Annotated in this window: 23 protein-coding genes and 1 riboswitch; of the genes, 10 read left to right on the forward strand and 13 right to left on the reverse strand. The window is 69.6% G+C overall.

Annotated features, from left to right (window positions below):
- Positions 1 to 178: 178 nt before the first annotated feature.
- Positions 179 to 871 carry an adenylate kinase gene (locus ACFYY2_RS16440; protein WP_388742835.1) on the reverse strand — a complete coding sequence of 231 codons (693 nt, stop codon included), beginning with the start codon at positions 869 to 871 and terminating at the stop codon, positions 179 to 181.
- A gap of 286 nt (positions 872 to 1,157) precedes the next feature.
- Between ACFYY2_RS16440 and ACFYY2_RS16445 the strand changes: the two genes are divergently transcribed.
- Positions 1,158 to 2,537 (forward strand): serine hydrolase domain-containing protein, encoded by a 1,380-nt coding sequence (locus tag ACFYY2_RS16445; protein ID WP_388742837.1) that lies wholly within the window; start codon positions 1,158 to 1,160, stop codon positions 2,535 to 2,537.
- Positions 2,538 to 2,746: 209 nt separating this feature from the next.
- Here ACFYY2_RS16445 and ACFYY2_RS16450 read toward each other — a convergent pair whose 3' ends face one another.
- From ACFYY2_RS16450 to ACFYY2_RS16460, 3 genes are all read right to left on the reverse strand, one after another.
- Positions 2,747 to 3,910 (reverse strand): winged helix DNA-binding domain-containing protein, encoded by a 1,164-nt coding sequence (locus tag ACFYY2_RS16450; RefSeq protein ID WP_388742840.1) that lies wholly within the window; start codon positions 3,908 to 3,910, stop codon positions 2,747 to 2,749.
- Positions 3,911 to 3,955: 45 nt separating this feature from the next.
- Positions 3,956 to 4,408: a GNAT family N-acetyltransferase gene (locus ACFYY2_RS16455; protein ID WP_388742842.1), complete on the reverse strand. Its 453-nt coding sequence runs from the start codon at positions 4,406 to 4,408 to the stop codon at positions 3,956 to 3,958.
- Between the two features lie 282 nt (positions 4,409 to 4,690).
- Positions 4,691 to 5,149, reverse strand: a complete 459-nt coding sequence (locus ACFYY2_RS16460) for a MarR family winged helix-turn-helix transcriptional regulator (RefSeq protein ID WP_388742845.1) — start codon at positions 5,147 to 5,149, stop codon at positions 4,691 to 4,693.
- Between the two features lie 138 nt (positions 5,150 to 5,287).
- On the opposite strand from ACFYY2_RS16460, the gene ACFYY2_RS16465 reads away from it, so the two are divergent.
- Positions 5,288 to 6,532, forward strand: a complete 1,245-nt coding sequence (locus tag ACFYY2_RS16465) for an MFS transporter (RefSeq protein ID WP_388742847.1) — start codon at positions 5,288 to 5,290, stop codon at positions 6,530 to 6,532.
- Here ACFYY2_RS16465 and ACFYY2_RS16470 read toward each other — a convergent pair.
- From ACFYY2_RS16470 to ACFYY2_RS16490, 5 genes are all read right to left on the reverse strand, one after another.
- On the reverse strand, positions 6,432 to 6,944 hold the full coding sequence (locus ACFYY2_RS16470) for a DUF2269 domain-containing protein (protein WP_388742850.1): 513 nt from the start codon (positions 6,942 to 6,944) through the stop codon (positions 6,432 to 6,434). The two genes, ACFYY2_RS16465 and ACFYY2_RS16470, sit on opposite strands and share 101 nt — an antisense overlap.
- A gap of 235 nt (positions 6,945 to 7,179) precedes the next feature.
- Positions 7,180 to 7,659, reverse strand: a complete 480-nt coding sequence (locus ACFYY2_RS16475; RefSeq protein WP_388742853.1) for an NUDIX domain-containing protein — start codon at positions 7,657 to 7,659, stop codon at positions 7,180 to 7,182.
- Positions 7,660 to 7,711: 52 nt separating this feature from the next.
- Positions 7,712 to 8,608, reverse strand: coding sequence for a LysR family transcriptional regulator (locus tag ACFYY2_RS16480; RefSeq protein WP_388742856.1), 897 nt, complete (start codon positions 8,606 to 8,608; stop codon positions 7,712 to 7,714).
- A gap of 252 nt (positions 8,609 to 8,860) precedes the next feature.
- Positions 8,861 to 9,985, reverse strand: coding sequence for a cystathionine gamma-lyase (locus ACFYY2_RS16485; RefSeq protein WP_388742858.1), 1,125 nt, complete (start codon positions 9,983 to 9,985; stop codon positions 8,861 to 8,863).
- Positions 9,986 to 10,059: 74 nt separating this feature from the next.
- Complete coding sequence (locus tag ACFYY2_RS16490; protein WP_388742860.1) at positions 10,060 to 10,437, reverse strand: phage holin family protein; 378 nt, start codon at positions 10,435 to 10,437, stop codon at positions 10,060 to 10,062.
- Positions 10,438 to 10,515: 78 nt separating this feature from the next.
- Here ACFYY2_RS16490 and ACFYY2_RS16495 point away from each other — a divergent pair, with 78 nt between their 5' ends.
- The 4 genes from ACFYY2_RS16495 (at position 10,516) to ACFYY2_RS16510 (ending at position 12,828) form a co-directional block, all read left to right on the forward strand.
- Complete coding sequence (locus tag ACFYY2_RS16495; RefSeq protein WP_327116730.1) at positions 10,516 to 10,833, forward strand: cupin domain-containing protein; 318 nt, start codon at positions 10,516 to 10,518, stop codon at positions 10,831 to 10,833.
- Between the two features lie 181 nt (positions 10,834 to 11,014).
- Entirely contained in the window at positions 11,015 to 11,224 is a 210-nt protein-coding gene (locus ACFYY2_RS16500) for a DUF5326 family protein (protein ID WP_388743422.1), read from the forward strand.
- A gap of 297 nt (positions 11,225 to 11,521) precedes the next feature.
- On the forward strand, positions 11,522 to 12,289 hold the full coding sequence (locus ACFYY2_RS16505; protein WP_388742863.1) for an IclR family transcriptional regulator: 768 nt from the start codon (positions 11,522 to 11,524) through the stop codon (positions 12,287 to 12,289).
- A 101-nt stretch (positions 12,290 to 12,390) separates the two neighbouring features.
- Positions 12,391 to 12,828, forward strand: coding sequence for an SsgA family sporulation/cell division regulator (locus ACFYY2_RS16510; protein ID WP_327116726.1), 438 nt, complete (start codon positions 12,391 to 12,393; stop codon positions 12,826 to 12,828).
- A 65-nt stretch (positions 12,829 to 12,893) separates the two neighbouring features.
- Here ACFYY2_RS16510 and ACFYY2_RS16515 read toward each other — a convergent pair whose 3' ends face one another.
- Entirely contained in the window at positions 12,894 to 14,249 is a 1,356-nt protein-coding gene (locus ACFYY2_RS16515; RefSeq protein WP_388742865.1) for a YibE/F family protein, read from the reverse strand.
- Positions 14,250 to 14,320: 71 nt separating this feature from the next.
- Positions 14,321 to 14,453: riboswitch (TPP riboswitch) on the forward strand.
- On the opposite strand from ACFYY2_RS16515, the gene thiC reads away from it, so the two are divergent.
- On the forward strand, positions 14,446 to 16,275 hold the full coding sequence (gene thiC / locus ACFYY2_RS16520; protein WP_388742870.1) for a phosphomethylpyrimidine synthase ThiC: 1,830 nt from the start codon (positions 14,446 to 14,448) through the stop codon (positions 16,273 to 16,275). It overlaps the preceding riboswitch by 8 nt.
- 349 nt (positions 16,276 to 16,624) lie before the next feature.
- Positions 16,625 to 16,978: a DUF805 domain-containing protein gene (locus tag ACFYY2_RS16525; protein WP_388742873.1), complete on the forward strand. Its 354-nt coding sequence runs from the start codon at positions 16,625 to 16,627 to the stop codon at positions 16,976 to 16,978.
- A gap of 137 nt (positions 16,979 to 17,115) precedes the next feature.
- Here ACFYY2_RS16525 and ACFYY2_RS16530 read toward each other — a convergent pair whose 3' ends face one another.
- The 3 genes from ACFYY2_RS16530 to ACFYY2_RS16540 all read right to left on the reverse strand — a co-directional run bounded on the left by ACFYY2_RS16530 (position 17,116) and on the right by ACFYY2_RS16540 (position 20,448).
- Positions 17,116 to 17,937 carry a hypothetical protein gene (locus ACFYY2_RS16530; RefSeq protein ID WP_388742875.1) on the reverse strand — a complete coding sequence of 274 codons (822 nt, stop codon included), beginning with the start codon at positions 17,935 to 17,937 and terminating at the stop codon, positions 17,116 to 17,118.
- A 180-nt stretch (positions 17,938 to 18,117) separates the two neighbouring features.
- On the reverse strand, positions 18,118 to 19,161 hold the full coding sequence (locus tag ACFYY2_RS16535) for a metallophosphoesterase (protein ID WP_388742878.1): 1,044 nt from the start codon (positions 19,159 to 19,161) through the stop codon (positions 18,118 to 18,120).
- Positions 19,162 to 19,335: 174 nt separating this feature from the next.
- Positions 19,336 to 20,448, reverse strand: coding sequence for a LacI family DNA-binding transcriptional regulator (locus ACFYY2_RS16540; RefSeq protein WP_329039190.1), 1,113 nt, complete (start codon positions 20,446 to 20,448; stop codon positions 19,336 to 19,338).
- Between the two features lie 403 nt (positions 20,449 to 20,851).
- Between ACFYY2_RS16540 and hisC the strand changes: the two genes are divergently transcribed.
- The gene (gene hisC / locus ACFYY2_RS16545) at positions 20,852 to 21,928 is read left to right on the forward strand and encodes a histidinol-phosphate transaminase (RefSeq protein WP_388742881.1); all 1,077 of its coding nucleotides are present in this window, start codon (positions 20,852 to 20,854) and stop codon (positions 21,926 to 21,928) included.
- A gap of 298 nt (positions 21,929 to 22,226) precedes the next feature.
- On the forward strand, positions 22,227 to 23,735 hold the full coding sequence (locus tag ACFYY2_RS16550; protein ID WP_388742883.1) for a cytochrome ubiquinol oxidase subunit I: 1,509 nt from the start codon (positions 22,227 to 22,229) through the stop codon (positions 23,733 to 23,735).
- The last annotated feature ends 6 nt before the right edge of the window (positions 23,736 to 23,741 follow it).

Here is a 23,741-nt window from a genome sequence, read left to right on the forward strand (position 1 = left end):
CGGCGATCTATCCGCGAAACGACATGGCCGTGAGGCAGCGCCCATGCCGACCCGGGTGACACATCGCCAAGACCTGCAGGTCACAGCGTCGCGATATGACACCGAAGGTGAGAACCTACAGTCGGCGTACAGGGCCGCCCGGTACGCGCCGTACGCGCGGGGCCGGCGGAGTCGAGGGTCAGTTGCTCGACGCGTCCCGGGTTTCGTCCGCGGCTTCGTCCGGGCCCCGGCTGATGGCGGCCAGCGCACGGTCCAAAATCTCCTGGACCCCGCCGAGGGCGGAGATCGTGGTCAGCAGGCCTCGGGGCCGATAGTGGTCGACGACAGGGGCCGTCTCGCTGCGGTACACCTCCAGCCGCCTGCGGACAGTCACCTCGAGATCGTCAGTCCGCTGGTACAGCTCACCGCCGCAGAGGTCGCAGCGTCCCGCCGCTTCGGGCGGGCTGTAGTCGACGTGGAAGATGTGCCGGCGGTCCTGGCGGCACAGCCGCCGCCCGGCGATACGTCTGATCACCTCGGCCTCGGGGATCTCCAGGTCCAGCACGGCATCCAGTCGCGACTCCGAGCCGGTCAGGATGCGGTCCAGTGCCTCCGCCTGGACACGATTGCGAGGGAAGCCGTCCAGCAGGAATCCCTGCACGACGTCCCTGCGGGCCAAGCGCTTCTCGACCACCTCGATCATGACCTCGTCCGGGACCAGGAGGCCGGCCAGCATGTGCGTACGGGCGTCCCGCCCGAGCTCGGAGCCCCGGTCGATGTGCTCGCGCAACAGATCACCGGCGGAGATGTGCTCGATCGACAGATGCGTGGCGAGGCGCACTGCCTGCGTGCCCTTGCCCGCTCCGGGCGGCCCGATCAGAAGGATGCGCATCGATGAAGTGTCCCTTCGTCATGCGTCCAGCAGGCTTCAGGTGCGGGTTCCTCGTCCGTGCGGGACGCCCGAGGAGCATCCCAGCTCGGCACATCGGGCCACAACCGGCTTACGGCTGGTCACAGCAGCCGGAAGTCCGTCCCCTGCCGCTTGCCCCTTGCCACAGTCGACGGCGGCTGCTCAGTGAGATCCGTCGCGGGTACCTCGGACGGTGCGATCAGCCCCGGTGATCCAGGCCGCCGGGAAACGGTTCGCCCGGTGATCGCCGTACGGGCCATCCTTGGGCATGAACTCTTCCGAATCCCTGCTCCCCGGCACTCGACGTGCCCTCCTCCATCGTGTGGCCACCGCGCAGTCCGAAGGGCGGGCCCCTTCGCTCGTTGCCGCGGTGCAGCGAGACGGCCGGATCGCCTGGAGCGGTGCCCGGAGCTGTGTGGAGGGCCATGCCCCGGACGGCGATACGCAGTTCCGGATCGGTTCCATCACCAAGACGTTCACCGCGGTGCTGGTGATGCGGCTGCGGGACGAGGGCCTGCTGGACCTGGACGACCCTCTGGAGAAGTACTTGCCCGGCACGGACGCGGGGAGGGTGACCGTGTTCCAACTGCTCGGCCACAGTGCGGGTCTGGGGGCCGAGACGCCCGCGCCGTGGTGGGAGAGGACGCCGGGGGACATGCGGCCGGCACTGGCCGACGTGCTGGGTGAGAAGCCGTTGATGCATCCCGCGGGCCACGCCCATCACTACTCCAACCCCGGTTACACGCTGCTCGGTTCGCTCGTGGAGAAGCTCCGGGGAGAGCCCTGGGCCGACGTACTGCGCCGGGAGATCCTGGAACCCCTCGGCATGGACCGCACGACTCCCGAGGCCCGGGCTCCGCACGCCGGAGGGTGGGCCGTGCATCCCTGGGCGGACGTCATGCTGCCCGAGCCGTCCGAGGACCTCGGGCTCATGGCTCCGGCAGGCCAGCTCTGGTCGACCACCACCGATCTCCTCCGCTTCGCCGCCTTCCTGGCCGGGGGCGACGAACGTGTGCTTCGGGTCTCCTCGGTCGAGGAGATGCGTGCACCGGCCGCCCCGCCCGAAGCTGGGGAATGGGCTGCCACCTACGGACTCGGTCTGCAGGCCGTGAGGAGGAACGACCGCACCCTTCTGGGGCACTCGGGATCGCTGCCGGGCTTCGTCGCCGCTCTGTGGTTCAGCGCCGAGGACGATGTGGCTGCGGTGGTGCTCTCCAACGCCACCTCCGGTCCCCTCACGGGGTCGATCGCCGCTGACCTCCTGCATATCGTCGCGGACGCGGAGCCGAGGATTCCCGAACCGTGGCGCCCGCTCCCCGAGTTCGACGAGGAACTGCTCGCGCTCACGGGCCCCTGGTACTGGGGCACTCACGTCTACGGCCTGAAACTGCTGGCTGACCGGGGCCTGGAACTCCTGCCGCTGCGCGGGCCCGGTCGTTCCGCCCGATTCCGGGCGTGCCCCGACGGGACGTGGACGGGCCTGAACGGTTACTACGCGGGGGAGACCCTCAGGATCGTGCGCGCGGACGACGGCACGGTCGATCACCTGGACCTCGGATCGTTCGCCTTCACGCGGGAGCCGTACGAGCGTGACGCGGACGTTCCCGGCGGCGTGGACGAAGGAGGCTGGCGCGGTCTCGCCACCTGAGGGCCCCGGCCGGCGTTTCACGTGAAACGCCGGCCACCTCGCCGTCCGAGACGGTCCCCTCCGATGGCGGTGACTCCTCGCCGTCGGGCACGTCCTCCGCGACTGCCGTGCGCCGCTCCTGGCCGTGACGTGCGCCGCTCCTGGCCGCCGTCCAGCCCGCGCCCTCCGAGGGACATGCGCTCACGCCCCTCGGACGGGCAGCGGGATGGTCACCCCGACAGTTCGCGCTCCAGCGGGGTACGGAAGCGGGGAGTGATCCGGGCCGCGCCCACCCATGCCGACAACCGGGCCGCCTCCGCCTCGATGAGCCGGGCTGCCTCGTCGCCCACGTCGGACAGGAGCCGCCACACGAGCTCGCCGTCCGCACGCTGGGCCCATCCGCCGACGATCGTGCCGTTCCACCACACCGTGGGGCCGACGTTGCCGGCTCGGTCGAAAAGCGCGGCACGGTGTTCGGCGGGGAGATGGAAGCCGCGGTCGGCCCAGCCCATCGCGCTGGGGTCCAGGCCGGGCAACAGAGCGGCCCAGGGTTCCGGAGGTGGTTCCGGGTCGTGATCACCCGGGGCGACCAGGCCCACGGCCCCGCTGTCGAGCAGTACCTCCTGCGCACCGGCGGCGGCCAGAGCCGCACGTGTGTCGCGGGCGCCCCAGCCGGTCCACCACTTCAGATCCTCCTCGGTCGCGGGACCGTAGGAGCGCAGCCAGCGCCTGGCCACCTCCGCCCGTGCTCCGGCGGGTTCCGACGCGGGCCACGGTTCGGCGCCGGTCCAGCGGAACTGGCTGGACGTCCACGAACCGCGCGGCCGGTCCCGCCGGATCCGGCCGTCCGCGGCGAGCACTCTGATGACGCGGGAGGCGACCCCCTGCGCCGCTTCCTGCCTCGTGCCCGGAAAGACCGTGATCCTTGTACGCAGGGCCGGCACGGCAGCGGATAGCTCGCTTCCCGTCGCATGCCCTCGGGCGGCCAGGGCAGTGAGCGTCTCGGCCTCGGTGTCGGCGAGCCACCGTTCGTCCAGGCCGTTGCCGTCCTCCCGCAGATGCTTGAGCAGCTTGCGGCGTTCTCTGGCTGCCACCGCGCGTGCGTTCGCCGCGTCGACGAAGGGCGCGACCTCCCTGGAGACGGTGAACAGGGTGTTCCGCATCGAGAGCAGACGGACCAGCGCGATGTCGTCGTAGAGCGCCCGCTCGACGACGGCGGTCCCGGGGTCGGACAGGCGTGCGCACACGGAGAGGTGGAGCGTCGCGGCGTCAGTCGCGTGCAGGGCCACCAAGGCGTCCGCCACGGCCACGACCGAGTCGGTGCGCCCGGACGCAGCCAGCAGATGACGTCGCCCCAGCCTGGTTCTGCGCTGCTCGTCGTCGATGCGGTACATGTGTCTGCCCTCTCGGCGTCGGGGACTTCCCGGGGCCCTACGGGTTCACAGTGCGAGTTTGAATCCCACGTGGCTTGCCGTGAAGCCGAGCCGCTCGTAGAAGCGGTGGGCGTCGAGGCGCGTGGCGTCCGAGGTCAGCTGTACCAGCTGGCATTCCTGGCGGCGGGATTCGTCGACCGCCCACTGGATCAGCTGGGTGCCGAGACCGCTGCCCCGTTCGTCGGCGTGGACGCGGACTCCTTCGATGAGCGAGCGGGTGGCCCCGCGTCGCGACAGGCCGGGGACCACTGTGAGCTGCAGCGTTCCCACGACGCGGCCCTCGCGTACGGCGACGACGAGATGCTGGTTCGGATCGTCGGCGAGCCGCTGGAACGCGGCGTGATAGGGCGCGAGGTCGTCCGGGGACTCGCGCTGCGCCCCCAGCGGGTCGTCGGCGAGCATGGCCACGACGGCCGGGATGTCCGTGGGTGCGGCAGGGCGTATGTCGAGATCGCTCATGATCGGCAGAGTACGCAATGCACCGGCCCAGGAGAGGGCCTTGAGCGCCGCGGATTCCTGGGAGGGGGCTTGCCCCGGGGCCGCCGACCTCGAAGCGCGCACCCCGCTCGGCCGGCCGGTCGGCCCGCACACGGCTCACCGGGTCGGTCGGCCCGCCGGCTCAGCCGGTCGGCCCGCACCGTCCTCAGTCGGTCGGTTCGGGCGCGCGCTCATCACGCTCGGCCAGCCGGTTCGAGCGAAGGGGTCCTACGGCTATGGCAGGCCCCCCGCGTGCGCCGGGTTTCAGGCAGGCACCTTGAGTGCTTCGACCGTCCGGACGAGCGGAGCGAGCTCGGGGTTCTCGGCAGCTTCGTCCAGAGCGGCGCGCAGCGCGGTGTCGTTGGTGGGTCGTGCCTCGCCGAGGAGTTCGAGACCCGCGGCCGTGACATCCGTGTAGATGCCCCGGCGGTCCGTGTCGCAGAGGTAACGGGTGAGCAGGCCGCGATCCTCGAGCCGGGTGACGAGCCGGGTGGTGGCGCTCTGGCTGAGCACCACGGCGTCGGCCACCTGCTTCATCTGCAGGTGTCCTCCTGTGCCGCTGTGCTGGCGGCTCAGGACGTCGAGCAGCGAGAACTCCCGCGCGCTGAGGCCGTGCCCGGACTGCAGCGCCCGCTCGATGCGCGCCTCGATCTTTCCGTGGAGCAGGGAGAGGGCGCACCAGCTCTGGGCCAGGGCCGTCAGTGCGGGATCGGTCGCTGTCATGGTCTTCCCTCCGTGCGGGAGCTGCTTGCCTCAAGGATAGGGCACGTTCGCAATAGCCCGCGTTTGCAATTAACCTGCGCCTGCAATTATTGTGAACGCTCGTAAAGCGCAGACGCAATCTCTTGGAAGGTGGCACACATGCCGCTCGCGCTCCTCGCCCTGGCCATAGGGGCCTTCGGCATCGGGACGACAGAGTTCGTGATCATGGGGCTTCTCCCTGATGTCGCGGCGGACTTCCAGGTCTCGATCCCGACCGCCGGCTTCCTGGTCACGGGCTACGCCCTGGGTGTGGTTCTCGGTGCCCCGCTGATGACGGTGCTGGGTACCCGGGTGACTCGTAAGCGCATGCTGATGGTTCTGATGGGGCTGTTCATCGTCGGGAACGTCGTCTCCGCGCTCGCTCCGACCTTCGGTGTGATGCTCATGGGGCGGGTGATCGCTTCCCTCGCCCACGGAGCGTTCTTCGGTATCGGGTCCGTCGTGGCGGCAGATCTGGTGGCGCCGCAGAAGAAGGCCGGTGCCATCGCCATGATGTTCACCGGGCTCACCGTCGCCAATGTCGTCGGTGTACCGCTGGGGACCTTCATCGGGCAGAACTTCGGCTGGCGACTCACGTTCCTGGTCGTCGCCGGACTGGGGGCCCTCGGGCTCGCCGGTGTCGCCAGGCTGGTCCCCGAGCAGCCGAAGCCCGAGGGCGTCAGGATCCGGCACGAGCTGGCCGCGTTCCGCAACGTCCAGGTGCTGCTCGCCATGGCCATGACGGTGCTGGGGTTCGGAGGGGTGTTCGCGGCGATCACCTACATCACGCCGATGATGACGGAGACCGCCGGGTACGCCACCTCGTCCGTCACCTGGCTGCTGGTGCTCTTCGGGCTCGGAATGGTCGGCGGCAACCTCCTCGGCGGAAGGTTCGCGGACCGCCACCTGATGCCCATGCTGTACGTGTCCCTGGGCGCGCTCGCCGTGGTCCTGGCCCTGTTCACCCTGACCGCGCACAACAAGGTCGCGGCAGCGATCACCATCGTCCTCATCGGTGGCCTGGGCTTCGCGACCGTCCCGCCGCTGCAGAAGCGGGTCCTCGACCAGGCGGCGGGTGCGCCCACCCTGGCCTCGGCCGTCAACATCGGGGCCTTCAACCTCGGCAACGCGCTCTCGGCCTGGCTCGGAGGCATCGTCATCGCCGCCGGGTTCGGTTACACCGCGCCCAACTGGGTCGGTGCCGTACTCGCCGGCTCGGCTCTCCTCCTGGCGGCGTTCTCCGGCATGCTGGAGCGCCGCACGCTCACCCGAGACCCACAGGCAGCCGACCGGTCTCCCGAGACCGTCGCCGGAGGCGGCCTCGGCGGGTCGGTCCCCAGGGCTTCACTACCGATATCGCGGTGACGAAGAGGTACGTGGCCGTGGCCACCGAGGGTGCGATGACGAGATCGATGTCTGCCGCACCCCGGGCCACGGCCTCGTCGATGCCCGGACGGAGCGAGAAGACCGACAGCCCCGTGGCGATGAGCGTCAGCCAGAACTTCACCCAGACCCATCGATGCCGGGCCAGACCCCACGGAGTGCCGAGTGCCAGGATCAGCCCACTGACCAGGGAAAGCAGGGCGACCGGCGTCACGAGCCAGTCCGCGAGCACCTTCATCGCACGGGTGGCGGCCACAGCCATGCCCGGGTCGTCGGTGAGGAAGGCGGCGAGGCCGAGGACCAGCAGGCACACGGTGAGGCCCAGCCAGCCCACGGACACCGCTACATGAGAGACGAGGATGCTTCGGCGCACGGGACGCTTGAGTGGTTTCACGTGAAACACGGTGCCAAGCGGGGGACGCCGGGTCATCCGACGGCGGGAGTATCCACGGCTACTGGCCTCGGCGTACATGGCGGACCCCGCTCGCGGCGCACACGCTGACCGCGCCCGGTGGTGCCCGCGTCGCGCCCGCACGATGGCTCCGCTTCCACCTGCGCCGAACGCTCCGGCCGGGGCACCGTTTCACCCGTCGTGCGCCCCGGGCGCGCTCCGGCCGCGCAGCGGAAGATCACCCCAGGTCGGAGGCGTGCAGTGCGCGAACTCCCTCGATGTTGCCGTCCAGGTAGTGCCGCAACGAGAGCGGCACCAGGTGCACCGCCGCGATGCCGACACGGCTGAAGGGCACGCGCACGATCTCGTACTCCCCGGACGGTTCGTCGATCTCCGGACCGTGACGGAGCGAGAGGTCCATCGATGCCAGGCGGCAGACGAAGAAGTGCTGCACCTTCACGCCTTTCACGCCACCGCCGACGATGTGCTCGACGGTGTCGACGAAACACGGCACGACATCGACGACCTTGGCACCGAGTTCTTCGTCGATCTCGCGGTGGAGCGCCTCGACGACGGAGGAGTCCTCCGGCTCGACCCCGCCACCCGGCGTGACCCAGTAAGGGTCGACTCCGGGCTTCGTGCGCTTGATGAGGATCAGGTCATTGCCGTCCAGCAGGACGGCTCGGGCTGTGCGCTTGACCACAGGGCGTTCGGTCATGGCAAGAGAGTGGCCCAGGAAGGGCGTTCTGAAACTCCAGTCGGCAGACCGGTCACCAGTCCACGGCGGCGCGCGTCAGCCACTCGTGGGCCCGCGCGATGTGCGGGAGGCCGAGTGTGCCGGTCCTCGCGATCAGGAAGTAGGTGCGGAGCGGGGGCACCGGGGGGTCGAGCAGGGCCACGACCTCGCCCCGCTCCAGGGCGTCCGCGCAGAGGTAGCGGGGCAGCACCGCGAGACCGGCGCCGGCCGCGGCGCATTCCAGCACGGCGCGCAGGTCGGGAACGATGACCGCGGCGGAAGCCGCGGGACGGCTGTCGAAGACAGCGGCCCAGTAGCGCGAGACCAGGGGAAGGCTCTCGTGCACCTCGACGACGGGCAGCTGCTCCAGCAGGACGGGCCCACGGTGTTTCAGAGCCCCCGGCCCCAGCCGCCCGGCCCAGCGTGGTGCCGCGACCAGCACGTGCTCCTCGTCGCAGAGCGTCGTGGAGGTCAGCGGTCCGCCCCTCGGGCGCGCCGTCGTGATGGCCAGATCGTGGTGCCCGGCAGCCAGTCCTTCCATCGCCTCCTCGGTGTTCGCGAGGAAGGTGCCGCGCAACGCGAGCCCCTGCGCGACCAGTGGGGCCAGGGCGGGCAGAGCGCGCAGCGAGGTGAACTCGGGAGGTCCTGCCAGGTGCAGCGTTCGCACCCCCGATGCGTCGTCCAGCCCGGCCTCGACTATGTCCACCAGTGCGTCCAGGTGCGGAGCGGCCCGGTGGGCGAGTTCGTCGCCCACGGTGGTCGGGGTGACGCCGCGCGCCCTGCGAAGGAAGAGAGGGCGGCCCAGCTGCCGTTCCAGCGTGCGGATCTGCGAGGTGACGGCGGGCTGGGACAGCCCGAGCAGTGCCGCGGCCCGGGTGAACGAACCGGCCCGGTGCACCGTGACGAACGTACGCAACAGCGCCAGGTCCATGGTCCGCCCCTCAACCGTCCAGTCGTCCGTCCGCCACAACTATAAATATGTCGATAGGTCGCTGCCGCTCCTGTGATTGGACACTGACGCACAGTCAACTAGCCTTGTCGAAGCGGTTCTTCGTGCAGGAGCCGGGGCGGTCCGAGTCACGAGGGGGGAGACTCGGGCCGCTCGTCCCCAGCAGGACCGGCCCGGTGGACGGGGACGCCCAGTCCCGGGACCGGTCCTGCTGCGACCATCAGCGCGCGGTGGTCACCGTGCGGCCGCGTCCAGTGCGCTCTCCACGTCGGCGAGCAGGTCGGCGGGGTCCTCGGCGCCGACGGAGAACCGCACGAAGCCCGCCGCAACCGCGTCCCCGCCCCAGCGGGCCCTGCGCTCAGCGGTGGAGCGGACGCCGCCGAAGCTGGTCGCGTCGTCGACCAGCCGCAGGGCCGCCAGAAAGCGCTCCGCGGTCTGTTCGTCCGCCAGCTCGAAGGAGACGACCGATCCGAAGCGCCGCATCTGCCGCACGGCGGTCGGGTAGGACGGGTCACCGGGGAGTCCGGGGTAGCGCAGTCCCGTCACGTCCGCGCGCTCGGAGAGCGCCTGGGCCAGGGTGAGCGCGGTCGCGCACTGCCGGTCGATCCGCAGGTGCAGCGTGGCCAGGGACCGGTGGGCGAGCCAGGCCTCCATCGGGCCGGGGATCGCGCCGACCACCTTGCGCCAGCGCCGCACCTCCGCGGCGAGCGCCGGGTCCCGGCAGGTCACGTGGCCGAGCAGGATGTCCCCGTGCCCGGTCATGCCCTTCGTGTCGCTGGCCACCGAGAAGTCCGCCCCCAGATCGAGGGGCCGCTGGCCCAGCGGGGTGGCGAGCGTGTTGTCGACGGCCACGAGGACGCCCGCGGCGTGTGCCGCCTCGACCAGCTCGCGTACGTCACAGACGTCGAGCCCCGGGTTCGACGGCGTCTCGATCCACAGCAGCTTGGCGCCCTCCAGCAGCTCCAGCTGGGCGTTGCCGCCCGTCGGTGCGGTCCGGACCTCGACGCCGTACGCCTCGAGCTGCTCCCTCACCAGGGGGAGCGCCTGGTAGCCGTCGTCGGGCAGGACCACCACGTCTCCCGCGCGCGCCTGGGACAGCAGTACCGCCGAGACGGCGGCCATGCCCGAGGCGAAGACGGTGGTCTCGACCCGCTCCCCCGGGGCCTCCAGCTCGCCGATGGCCCGTTCGAGATGAGTCCAGGTCGGGTTCGTGTCCCGGCCGTACGTGTAGGGGCCGACGGGCTCTCCGGACAGGTGGAAGTGCGCGGCGAAGACGGGACCCGGGAGTGTGGGTTCGTACTGTTCCGGTTCGGGCAGGCCCGCTCGTACGGCCCGTGTTCCGTCGCCCATGGTGCTCATGCTCGTTCCTCTGCTCTCCCCGGAGTCCACCGGTGTCCACCGGTCCGCTCCGCACTGTGCCATCAGGCGAGGGCTCAGTCCTCGTCGGGGAGGACCACATTGAGCGCCCACGACACGACCGAGATGATCAGACCGCCCAGGACGGCGGTCCAGAAGCCGTCGACATGGAAGTTCAGGTCGACGCCGCCGGCCAGCCATGAGGTCAGCATCAGCATGAGGGCGTTGACGACCAGAGTGAGCAGCCCGAGCGTCAGGACGAACAGGGGCAGGGTGAGCAGCTTCACCACCGGCTTGACGATGAAGTTCACCAGGCCGAAGAGCAGGGCCACGAGCAGCAGGGTGAGCACTTCGCGCCCGGTGTCGTCGCCGGTCAGCGTGATGTCCTGGAGCAGCCAGATGGCCACGGCCAGCGCACCCGCGTTGGCGATCGTCTTGACTACGAAATTCTTCATGTGTCTGATCGTGGCAGACGTGATCGGTGACGGGCACCGGCGGGACAGACGAGTACGGGCACGAGGGGCGGACGCACGATGAAGGCATTCAGGCTGGACGAGCTGGAGGCGGAACGCGCCGCCAACGACGGTGCCTACCTGCAGTTCGTCCGGGAACGCAACATGTCCGTGGGTCTCTACGCCCTGGACGCCGGAGCGCTCGACCCCCAGCAGCCGCACAAGCAGGACGAGGTGTACCTCGTCGTGAGCGGTCGCGCCTCGATCACCGTCGGCATGGAGACGACACAGGTGGGGAGGGGAAGCGTGGTGTACGTACCGGCGGGGACGGCCCACAAGTTCCACCACATCACGGAGGACCTGCGGGTGATGGTGGTTTTCTCGCCCCCGGAAGCCTGAGCGGCGCTCCCTGCTCCGAGGCTCTCCCGGCCGCGTCCCCCCAGGGAACGCCGGCCCGGGCCACCGCGATTCCCTAGGGGATCGTTCAGGGGACTCCAAGGGCTCCCGGCCCCCCGCCGGCCGCTCCGGCGCCTCTAGCATCGAGGCAGGAACTCACGGAGACGAGGTAGCGGCGATGGCGGTGCGGGAGATTTTCGCGGGGATGCCCTGGTGGGTGAAGTGGGTCGCGGTGCCTCTCATCGCGATCGTCGTGTTCGGGGGCCTGATCGCCAGCGTGGTCGGGTTCGTCATCGGTCTGCTGTTCAAGGCGTTGGTCTTCGTCGTCCTGGTGGGCGGCCTGGTCTTCGTCGTGCGGAAGTTCACGGGCTCGTCCTCCCGCAGCGACTGGTAGAAGGCCCCGGGCGGTCGTCCGCCGAGCCCCGCCGGGCGGCGGCTCCGAGGGCCGGCGGGCGGTCATGGGCCGGGCGTTAGCCCAGCGGAGCTAAGTCCTGGACGAAAACCTTCCCGTGGCAGATCGTGCCGATACAGTGACGTACCGCTGCCGCCAGCTGGGAAATGACGGCTCGTCACCATCCTGCCCAGTGGTTTGTGCGACCGTCCGGTCTCAGGACCCCAGTCTCGCGGCGGGCCCGTGGGGGCGGCCCCCACGGGAGGGCTGACAGCCCGTCACCATGCCTGGGGGCGACCTGTGACCACGGCATCGAGCACCGCTGTACCGACATTGATCGGTTCGGTCCAGCGGGCGTTGCGACTTATGGAGGCCGTGGGCACCCATCGGGACGGGGCGCCGGCCAAGCAGCTCGCCCGGGAGGCCGGTCTTCCCCTCCCCACGGCCTATCACCTGCTGCGCACCCTGACCCATGAGGGATACCTCCGCCGGGAGAACGGCGTCTTCCTCTTCGGCGCGGCCGCCGAGCGGCTGGGCGGTGGCCCCGCCACCCCGCGTCCCGGGGTGATCGTCGACTCCCTCGCGCACTGGGCGGAGGTCGTCGGCGCACCCGTGTACTGCGGCCTGTACCGGGAGGGCGAGATCGAGATGATCGCGGTCGCCGACTCGCCCGCCGCTCCCGCGGTGCGGGAGTGGGTGGCGTTCCGTGAGGCCGGCCACGCCCACGCGATCGGACAGTGTCTGCTCGGCCAGCTCGACGAGCGTGCGCGGGAGGACCATCTCGACCGCTATCCCGTCAGGCCGCTGACGCGTTACTCCGTGAGGGACCGTCAGACACTCCTGGCCCGGCTCAGGGCGATGAAACATTCGGAACCGGTCGTCGAACGCCAGGAGTACGCCATCGGAACGGTGTGCGCCGCCATCCCGATCACCGTCGGCTCCGCCGTGGCGGCCATGGCTGTATCTCTCCCCCTGCAGCAAGAAGAACGGTTGCTCGCCGCAATCGAACAACTACGCTGCGAAGTGACCGCGCTCTTGCGCTCGTTCGTGTTCTCTATCAGTATCTGAAAAATCACTCCTTGTGATCTGCTAGCGCGTGCACCACGATGGCGTCAATAGGGCCATGGGGGATCATTCCTGGCCAGATTCATCTACTGCGGGGTTGAACGATGCGCGAGTCGGTTCAGGCAGAGGTCATGATGAGCTTCCTCGTCTCCGAGGAGCTTTCCTTCCGTATTCCGGTGGAGCTTCGATACGAGGTCAGCGATCCGTACGCGATCCGGATGACCTTCCACCTGCCCGGTGACGCCCCCGTCACCTGGGCGTTCGGCCGTGAGCTGCTGCTCGACGGGCTCAACAGCCCCAGCGGTGACGGCGATGTGCACATCGGCCCGACCGAGCCCGAAGGGCTCTCGGACGTCCACATCCGGCTGCAGGTCGGCGCCGACCGCGCGCTGTTCCGGGCCGGTACCGCACCCCTTGTGGCCTTTCTCGACCGGACGGACAAGCTGGTGCCTTTGGGACAGGAGCACACGCTGAGTGACTTCGACGGCAATCTGGAAGAGGCACTCGGGCGCATCCTGGCGAAGGAACAGAACGCCGGCTGAGCCGGAAAACCCGGCCGGTCATCGAACACCGGCCGCCCGGGGGCCACGTGTCCGGCGCCCCCGGATCACGCCTTGCGGCGTCGTCCCCTCCCGGTCCGCGCGGGGGCCGGAACTCCGGCTTCCGCGCCGAGCCCCGTGCGGTCCGCGGAGACCACCAGGGCCGCGAGCACCGTCGTCACCGGCACCGAGGCGACCAGCCCGATCGAGCCGACCAGTGTCCGGACGATCTCCTCCGCGACGAGTTCGCTGTTGGCGACGGTGCCCACACTGCTCTGGGCGATCGAGAAGAGCAGGAGCAGGGGAAGGGCCGCGCCCGCGTAGGCGAGTACGAGGGTGTTGACGACCGAGGCGATGTGGTCGCGCCCGATCCGGATGCCGGCGCGGTAGAGCCGCCGTACGCCCATCGTGGGGTCCGCCTGGTGCAGTTCCCACACCGCGGACGTCTGCGTGACGGTCACGTCGTCGAGTACACCCAGCGAACCGATGATCACACCGGCCAGGAGGAGGCCGCTCATGTCGATCTCCGGGTACAGACCGTGAATGAGGCCGGTGTTGTCGTCCGTGTTGCCCGACAGGTGCGCCCAGCCGATGAAGAGCGAGCCCAGCAGACCGATCAGCACCAGCGAGATGAGGGTGCCGATGACGGCCACCGACGTACGCGCCGTCAGCCCGTGGCAGGTGTAGAGGGCGATCAGCATGATGGCGCTGGCCCCGATCACCGCGACGACGAGCGGATTCGAGCCCTGCAGGATCGCCGGCAGGATGAACAGCGTCAGCACGGCGAAGGAAACCGCGAGCGCGATCAGCGCCATCAGCCCGCGCATCCTCCCCACCACGACCACCGCGAGGGCGAAGATCCCCGCCAGCAGGGCCATGGGGACCGTGCGGTCCACGTCCGTCACCGAGTACTGCAGATCGCGGGGCGCGTCCGGGGCGTAGGCCACGATCACGCCCTGCCCTTCCTCCAGTTGCCGGGTGGCGTCGGGCTGGATGATCTCGACGAACCTGCGGCCCGCGTCCTCGCCGGTCGTCACTTCGACGGTCGCCTTCTTGCACTGCCCCGACTGCTCGTTGACGGCCTCCCTGCCCGAGAGCGTGGAGGTGTCTCCGGTCGGGGGGACCTGCCCGGCGTTGACGTCCGAGCAGTCGACCCTGACGACCTCGACGACCCTGCCCTCCTGGGTCTGCCGGTCGAAACCGACACCCGTGCGTTCGTGGGCGGGCGCCCCGCCCGGCCAGAACGCGACGAGGCCGACCAGGACGGCCGTGGCGAAGGGGATCACGACGGCCGCGATGACCTTGCGCAGGTGCTTCGAGACGGGTGCGGCGGGGCCGTGGCTGTGCGTGTGGGCGTGGGCATGACTCTGCGTGCTGCCTGACGCGGGGCCGTGCGGTTCGGGAGCGCTTCCGGGGGACGTCACACGCCGATCATCCCAAGAACGGTGGAGGCCCTCTGGCCAGCACGCCAGCCGGGCCGCTAGCGTGGAGGCACATTTGCACACGCGGGAGCTCGGAGCACCGGGCTGAGAGGGCGCTGACCTCCGTATATCCGTACGGGACAGCTGCGCCGACCGCCGAACCTGTTACCGGGTAATGCCGGCGTAGGGAGTAGGTCTGATGACCACAGCGGACGCACGCACGCCTGCCTCGGAGCGGAACGCGCAGCAAGCGCGATACGCGGAGAGCACCGAGAGCACCGAGAGCACCGAGAGCACCGAGGCCGGGAAGTCCATCGGCTGGCACAAGGGATACGTCCAGGGCTCGCGCCCGGATCTCCGGGTGCCGGTCCGTCAGGTGCACCTCACCAACGGCAAGGACGTGACGCTCTACGACACGTCCGGGCCGTACACCGACCCCACCACCGAGACCGACGTCCGGCGCGGGCTCTCCCCTCTCCGGGAGAACTGGATCATCGCGCGCGGCGACACCGAGGAGTACGCGGGACGCCCCGCGCGCCCCGAGGACGACGGGCTGAAGCACACGTCGCCACGCGGCGGCCTGCGGAATCTCGACGCCGTCTTCCCCGGCCGGCCGCGACAGCCCCGGCGGAGCCGCGACGGCAGCCCGGTGACCCAGCTCGCCTATGCGCGCCGGGGCGAGATCACTCCGGAGATGGAGTACGTCGCGATCCGCGAGAACGTCGCCCCCGAGGTCGTACGGGACGAGATCGCGGCGGGCCGGGCCGTGCTTCCGGCCAACGTCAACCATCCGGAGATCGAGCCGATGATCATCGGCAAGCGGTTCCTCGTGAAGGTCAACGCCAACATCGGCAACTCCGCGGTCACCTCCTCCATCGAGGAGGAGGTGGACAAGATGACCTGGGCCACGAAGTGGGGGGCCGACACGGTCATGGACCTCTCCACCGGGCGGAACATCCACACGACCCGCGAGTGGGTGCTGCGCAACAGTCCGGTCCCGATCGGCACCGTGCCGCTCTACCAGGCCCTGGAGAAGGTGGACGGCCGGGCCGAGGAGCTGACCTGGGAGATCTACAAGGACACGGTCATCGAGCAGGCCGAACAGGGCGTCGACTACATGACGGTGCACGCCGGTGTCCGGCTGCCGTACGTCCCCCTGACGGCCCGCCGCAAGACCGGCATCGTCTCCCGCGGCGGTTCGATCATGGCTGCCTGGTGTCTGGCGCACCACAAGGAGTCGTTCCTCTACGAGCACTTCGAGGACCTCTGCGAGATCCTCGCGGCGTACGACGTGACGTACTCGCTCGGTGACGGCCTGCGCCCCGGTTCCATCGCGGACGCCAACGACGAGGCGCAGTTCGCCGAACTCCGGACGCTGGGCGAACTCAACACCGTCGCCAAGCGGTTCGGCGTGCAGACCATGATCGAGGGCCCGGGGCACGTCCCGATGCACAAGATCAAGGAGAACATCGACCTCCAGCAGGAGATCTGCGAGGAGGCCCCCTTCTACACGCTGGGCCCCCTGACCACCGACGTCGCGCCGGCGTACGACCACATCACCTCGGGCATCGGTGCCGCGATGATCGCGTGGTGGGGGACGGCGATGCTCTGTTACGTCACGCCCAAGGAGCACCTGGGGCTGCCGAACCGGGACGACGTGAAGACCGGCGTCATCACCTACAAGATCGCGGCGCACGCGGCGGACCTGGCCAAGGGGCATCCCGGGGCCCAGGAGTGGGACGACGCACTGTCGGACGCCCGGTTCGAGTTCCGCTGGGAGGACCAGTTCAACCTCGCTCTCGACCCCGACACGGCACGGGAGTTCCACGACGAGACGCTGCCGGCCGAGCCGGCGAAGACCGCCCACTTCTGCTCGATGTGCGGTCCCAAGTTCTGCTCGATGAAGATCTCGCACGACATCCGGCGTGAGCACGGGGACCAGCAGGCCGAGATCGAGGCGGGGATGGCGGAGAAGTCCAGGGAGTTCGCCGCCGCCGGCAACAGGGTCTACCTGCCCCTCGCGGACTGAGCCGGGTCCCGCCCGGCGGGCTTCCTGGCGGGTGGGTTCTGTGGTGATTCGGCGGTGTCGTCCTGGGCCGTTCCGGTCCCTCGGCGGCGCCGCCGAGCCGCGTCTCGCCTTGAGCGGATAGATGGCGAAAGCGGTCCCTGTGGCCTATTTGTTTCGCTTGAGCACCAACTGGCGCTGTTTCACCAGGTGTTCGGAGTCGATAAGGACACGGTAATGCGGCAGGTGGATGTACGTTTCGGCGGAAGTACGCCTGTGCTTGACCGTGTCCTTATCTGTGCCTTACCTTCCGCTGTGCTTGGCCGAAAAAGTGTGCGTCCCGAACGGGGGGCGCCAGGGGAGGGAATGCACCATGAGCTGGTACCTGGCTGTACTCAAGAACTACGCGGGCTTCAGCGGACGAGCGCGCCGCAAGGAGTACTGGATGTACACGCTGTTCAACATCATCGCGCTCGCGGTCCTGCTGGGCATAAGCGTCGCCGTCGACACGACGATCCCTTACCTCATCTACGTCGTGGCAGTGATCATCCCGTCCCTGGCCGTCCTGGTCCGCCGTCTGCACGACACGGGGCGCTCCGGCTGGTGGATCCTCCTCGGCGTGGTCCCCTTCGGCGGCATCGTCCTGCTCGTCTTCTCGTGCCTCGAGGGCTCGAACGAGGTCAACGAGTACGGTGCGAACCCGAAGCTGGCCCCGCAGGGCGTCTGAGCTTCGCGGACCGCGGGTCGTGCCGGTTGATCCGGTCACACCCGCACAGCGGATGAGAGAGGCCGGGGCGGCAGCGAGCCGCCCCGGCCTCTGCCGTGTGCGGCCCCGGGGCTCGACGGAGCGGCCGGGGAGCCGGATCACTCCGGCCGGTGCTCGGGGCCGCCGAAGTCGGGGCTGGTGAAGTCCGGGCTCGTGAACGTGGGGCGCGGGCCGGCGGACGGGCCGTCCTCCGGCCCGGTGAAGTCCGGCCGGCTGTAGCCGATCTTCGGCATGCGGTGGGCCGAGCGGTGCGGTGTACGGGAGGCCGGTCCGGCCGTCGGGTCGGCCAGCGCGTCCCGCAGGAAGGGAAGGATGCCGCGCTCCAGAAGGGCGTGGCGCCAGGCCTCCCGGGCGCGTGCCACCTCCTCGGGCAGTTCCTCCTCCTCGTCGTCCACGGCGGGCAGGGCGGTGGCGCCGTTGCGCAGCGCGGTGACGAGCAGCCCGATCGCGGCGACGAGGATGGCCGCGGCCGCGACGGCCGCGAAGAACCAGCCCGCCGTGACCATCGGGCCTGCGAACGAGGCTGAGCTGACCGCCTTCAGGAGGTAGCCGATCAGCAGGAATATCAGGGCCGCCGTGCCCGCGAGGACCGGGGCGAGCGCCGCTATCACGGCGAGGGTTCCCGCGCCCTCGGGGTCGTCGTCCATGGCGGGCCCGAGGACGGCGTCGGTGTCCGCCGGGTCGACGGGGCCCCGCAGTTCACCGCGGACCTTGACGTAGTGGTCGTACTCGGTGGCGGCCGCGGTCGTGATCAGGGCTGTGGCGTCGAACGCCATCGTCCGGAGCTGTTCCGTGTTGAGGCGGTCGCCGACACCGTCCAGATCGGGGCGTTCGTGAGCATGACGCAGCGCGTCGGCGAGGATCCGCTCGTATTCGGGGCGGTCCTCGGCCAGCAGGTGCGGAGCGCTTTTCATCTGCATCCCCCGATGCTCCGTAGGGCCTGACCGCCGCGTGGGCCGGGTGATCGGGCGAAAACGGAGGAGAGCCTGCTACTGATACGCCGATGGTAGAGCGCATACGGCGTGCGGTGACAGAGGGTTTCCAGAAATTGCCCGGCCGTCGACGGAGTCAGGTGGTGGCGCGTCTGCCCCCGCGAAAGGTCACCCGTGCAGGGGGAGTTGCACGACCAGCAGCTTTCCGGCCATGGTCACACCGCCGTCCATGGCGATGGCCAGCCCCTCCGCGTAGACGTGCGGCCCGTCGACCACCGGGCGGGGGGCCTCCTCGCCGTCCTCCGACCCGACCTCGCCGAGAAGGTACGGGATGGGGCTGTGACCGTGGACGACGCGCTGCCCGCCGTACGTCGTCATGAGTTCCCGGACGGCCTGCGCACCGCCCTCGTCGCGGAAGGCGAAGCGCTTGGTCAGCTTGCGGAAGAGGTCCCAGCACTCGTCCGCGTCGTTCTGCGTGAGGATGGCGTGGACGGTGTCGTTGACGTCCTCGATGGTGGACCCGTAGTCGAGGTAGGCCGTGGTGTCGGAGTGCATCAGCAGGTGCCCGTCCTCCTCGACGACCGCGTCGAGCCGGGCCATCCACTGGAGATGGACGTCCTGGAGCCGCTCCATGTCCGTCTTCTGGCCGCCGTTGAGCAGCCAGGCCGCCTGGAAGGTCGCGGTGCCGGCGCCGGAGTTCACGGGGGTGTCGCCGAACCTCTTCGCGCCGATCAGCAGCAGTTCGTGATTGCCCATGAGTGCCTTGCAGTACCCGCCTGCCGCTGCGGCCTCCGCCGAGAGGCGCATGACGAGGTCGATGACACCGATGCCGTCCGGGCCGCGGTCCGTGAAGTCACCGAGGAACCACAGCCTGGCGTTGCCGGCGGCCCACCGGCCGTCGGCGTCGATCAGTCCCTGCTCGCCCAGGGCCGCCATGAGTTCGTCGAGGTAGCCGTGGACGTCGCCGACCACGAACAGGGGGCCGAGCCCCGCTTCCGGGGCCGGGCGGGCGTCCGGGACCTGGAGGGTGTCGCCGCGGGTGATCACGGGAAGATCGCGCTCGGTGGGGGTGTACCCCTCCGGCGGCTCGTCGCCCACCACGGCGTGACCGGGATGCGGCAGAGGCGCCTGCGCCTGTGCATACGGCGGTACGCGGAAGTCGCGCAACGTCGCTGTCCGCACCACGGGTTCCTGACCGGCCCCCTGAGTCATCGACCCCTCCACCACCGTCGCGCCGCCGTACACCTGACGGGCCGTGCCTGGTAGAGGTGGTCCGCGGTGTCGTGCGCCCATCATAGGAATGCGGATCGTGCTCTGTGACGCACCAGGGGTGGTGAATCCGGACGCACTCGCGGTTCACCGACCATTTGGTCCGGATTAATCCGATCAGTCCCCGGCGGGTGAGCGCGGTGGGCTGACCGTGGTGCGGGGTGGCCGCCGTTGCGAGGAGGTCCGGACGATGAGTTCCGTCGGTATCACCTGCTCGACCGGACCGTCGTGCTCGACCCCTTCGATGGCGTCGATGAGGAGCTGGACGACCGCGGTGCCGATCCTGCGGGGTTTCAGGGAGAGCGTGGTGATGGGGGGCTCGGTCGAGGCGTACACGGTGGACTCGCTGCAGCACACCAGCAGGAGGTCCTCGGGGACGCGCAGCCCGTAGCGGCGTGCGGCGGCGAGCAGGTCGGTCCCGTTCGGGTCGAACAGTCCGTAGACGGCGTCGGGCCGGTCCGGGCGGGCCAGGAGGCGGTCGGCGGCGACGGCCCCGGCGCACGGGTCGTGGGCCGGGTAGGACTCGTAGACCGGATCCTGCCCGACGCGCTCGCACCAGTGGAGATAGGCGGTGGTGGACAGCCGGGTGTAGGTGTCGGTGGTCGTGCCGGTGAGCAGACCGATGCGGCGCGCTCCGGCGGCCGCGAGGTGGTCGAGGAGATCGAGCACGGCAGCCCTGTGGTCGTTGTCGACCCAGGCCGTGACGGGGAGCGTTCCGGCCGGGCGCCCGTCGGAGACGACGGGGAGGCCCTGGCGCACGAGCTCGGTGACCACCGGGTCCTGGTCGGAGGGGTCGATGACGACCGTGCCGTCGAGGGCGACGTTCGACCAGACGTCGTGGCGTGAGGTCGCCGGCAGGATCACCAGCGCGTAGCCGCGGGCGAGCGCGGCCGACGTCGCGGCTCTCGCCATCTCCGCGAAGTAGGCGAACTCGGTGAAGGTGAAAGGTTCATCCCCGTACGTGGTCACGGTCAGGCCGATGAGCCCCGATCTGCCGGTACGGAGGGTGCGGGCCGCGGCCGACGGGCGGTAGCCCAGCCGTTCGGCGACCTCGCGGACATGGCGGCGGGTGGCATCCGGAAGCCTGCCCTTGCCGTTGAGCGCATCGGACACGGTCGTGATGGAGACTCCGGCCGCCGCGGCTACGTCCCGGATACCCGCCCGTCCCGGCCGGCCGCTGCGCCGGGGCGTCTCTGTCCGGCTCACCTGGTGCTTCCCTGCTGCTGTCATGGCGAGCCGATAGTAGGGCTCGGACGCCGGGTTGGGCCGGTCGCATATGCACGCGTTGACAGGCACGTTTCTGCATGATCATAGAACAGTAAATGCCTTGTGATGTAAGGGCGTTGGGGCCCGTTTGGTCAATGTGTCATGCATCGACGGGCATGAACCTGGCCAGTGGTCCAGGTCTCGAAGAGGTCTCAACTCACCTGTTCGAGGGATGCGCGCCACGGAGTGAGCGATGGGCGTGCGCCAGGTTGCCGAGTGCTCCCCCGGGGCAGGGCCTGTCGGGAGGGTGCGAGTGGGGTCCGTTCTGCCGCCCGCGGAGATTTCGCATCAGAGCCATTCGCACGGATGCCCAATCCTCATAAGGTGAGCAGTATTGATGTGTACGGACGGTCGAGGAGGACCTGCGGTGAGCGAGACGAGCCCCAAGCTGCGCGCCGAGTTGGACGGCGTCCCTGCGTACGTGCCGGGCAAGCCGGCGGCCGCCGACGGACCGGTCGCCTTCAAGCTGTCCTCCAACGAGAACCCCTATCCGCCGCTGCCCGGGGTGATGGAGTCGGTGCTCGCGGCCGCCGCCGGTTTCAACAGGTACCCGGACATGGCGTGCACGCGCCTGGTGAACGAGCTGGCCGACCGCCACGGCGTTCCGGTCTCGCACCTGGCCACCGGCACCGGTTCGGTGGGCGTCGCCCAGCAGCTGCTCCAGGCCACGTCGGGCCCGGGTGACGAGGTCATCTACGCCTGGCGGTCGTTCGAGGCGTACCCGATCATCACGCAGATCAGCGGGGCGACGTCGGTCAAGGTGCCGCTGACCACCGGCGACGTGCACGATCTGGACGCCATGGCCGGGGCCGTCACCGACCGCACGCGCATGATCTTCGTCTGCAACCCGAACAACCCGACCGGCACCGTGGTGCGCAGGGCCGAGCTGGAACGATTCCTCGACCGGGTTCCGAGCGACGTGCTGGTGGTGCTCGACGAGGCGTACAAGGAGTTCATCCGGGACGCCGAGGTGCCGGACGGCATAGAGATCTACCGGGACCGCCCCAACGTCGCCGTGCTGCGGACCTTCTCCAAGGCCTACGGCCTCGCGGGGCTCCGGGTCGGCTTCGCCGTGGCCCACGAGCCGGTGGCGGCGGCGCTCCGCAAGACGGCCGTCCCCTTCGGCGTGAGCCAGGTCGCGCAGGACGCCGCGGTCGCTTCGCTGCGTGCCGAGGGTGAGCTGCTGGGCCGGGTCGGAGCGCTCGTGGGCGAGCGGTCCCGCGTGTACGACGGGCTCGTCCGGCAGGGCTGGACCGTGCCGGAGTCCCACGCCAACTTCGTCTGGCTGCGGCTCGGTGAGCGGACGCTCGACTTCGCGTCCGTCTGCGAGCGGGCGGGAGTGGTCGTGCGGCCGTTCGCCGGTGAGGGTGTGCGCGTCACGATCGGGGAGGCGGAGGCGAACGACGTCTTCCTGAAGGTGACGGAGTCCTACAGCCCGCAGTAGCGGCCGCGGGCTCGCCGCTCGGCCCCCGGTGGCCCCGGACCTCGATCGTCGAGGTCCGGGGCCACCGGCGTTTCCCGCCGGGGGCGGGGCCGTACGCGGTGGCAGGTCTGTCCGGTTTCGGCCGGTCCGGCCGGTGCGGCCGGAAAGCACCCCCCGGGCAAAGGACTCGAAGACGTGTGCGCCATACTGGCTTGTGAATGTGAACGCGTTCACAAGCGCATCCCGTTTCCTCCCGTGATCGGGTGGATCGCCGGGACGGAAGGACGGCTGTGATCGCGGCGACGTAAGGAGAAGCGGCGTGGACATGGCTCTGGCACCGGAGACTCTGGCGCGATGGCAGTTCGGCATCACCACCGTCTACCACTTCCTGTTCGTCCCTCTGACGATCTCTCTCGCCGCGCTCACGGCCGGCCTGCAGACCGCCTGGGTGCGCACGGACAACGAGAAGTACCTCAGGGCGACGAAGTTCTGGGGCAAGCTCTTCCTGATCAACATCGCGATGGGCGTGGTCACCGGCATCGTCCAGGAGTTCCAGTTCGGCATGAACTGGTCCGACTACTCACGGTTCGTCGGTGACGTCTTCGGCGCCCCGCTGGCCTTCGAGGCGCTGATCGCCTTCTTCTTCGAGTCCACCTTCGTCGGGCTGTGGATCTTCGGCTGGGACAAGCTGCCGAAGAAGATCCATCTCGCCTGCATATGGATGGTCTCCCTCGGCACCGTCCTCTCCACGTTCTTCATCCTGGCGGCCAACTCCTGGATGCAGCACCCCGTCGGTTACCGCATCAACAAGGAACGCGGCCGCGCCGAACTCACCGACTTCTGGCACGTGCTCACGCAGAACACCGCGCTGGCCCAGTTCTTCCACACGATCACGGCGGCCTTCCTCGTGGGGGGTGCCTTCATGGTCGGTATCGCCGCCTTCCACCTGCTGCGCAAGCGGCACATCCCGGTGATGCGCACCTCGCTGCGGGTCGGACTGGTCACCGTGGTGGTCGCCGGCCTCCTCACCTCCGTGAGCGGAGACGTGCTCGGCAAGGTGATGTTCAAGCAGCAGCCCATGAAGATGGCGGCGGCCGAAGCCCTGTGGGAGGGGCAGAACAGCGCGCCCTTCTCGCTCTTCGCGGTGGGGGACGTCGCGGAGGGTCACAACGACGTCGAGGTCTCGATCCCCGGGGTCCTGTCCTTCCTCGCGGACGACACCTTCACCTCGTACGTCCCCGGCATCAACGACATCAACAAGGCCGAGCAGGAGAAGTACGGCCCGGGGGACTACCGGCCCAACATCCCGGTGGCCTTCTGGAGCTTCCGCTGGATGATCGGCTTCGGCATGGCCTCCTTCGGCCTCGGACTGCTGGGGCTGTGGCTGACACGGAGGCGGTTCATGCTCCCGGAGGCGCTGCGCACCGGCGAGGACGAGGTGCCGAATCTGGTGCTCTTCAAGAACCGGGTGCTGAGCCCGAAGCTCGCCCGCCTGTACTGGATCACGGCCCTGTGGACCATGCTCTTCCCGCTGATCGCCAACAGCTGGGGCTGGATCTTCACCGAGACGGGACGCCAGCCCTGGGTGGTCTACGGGGTGTTCCAGACCCGCGACGCGGTCTCCCCCGGCGTATCGCAGGGCGAGGTCATCACCTCGCTGATCGTCTTCACGGCGCTCTACGCGGTCCTCGCCGTCATCGAGGTCAAGCTGCTCCTGAAGTACGTCAAGGCCGGGCCGCCCGAGCTCACCGAGGCCGACCTCGACGCGCCCACCCGGATCGGCGGCCACGACCAGGACGCCGACCGGCCGATGGCCTTCTCCTACTGAGACCCA

It is taken from the genome of Streptomyces sp. NPDC001822, assembly GCF_042892135.1.
GTDB lineage: Bacteria > Actinomycetota > Actinomycetes > Streptomycetales > Streptomycetaceae > Streptomyces.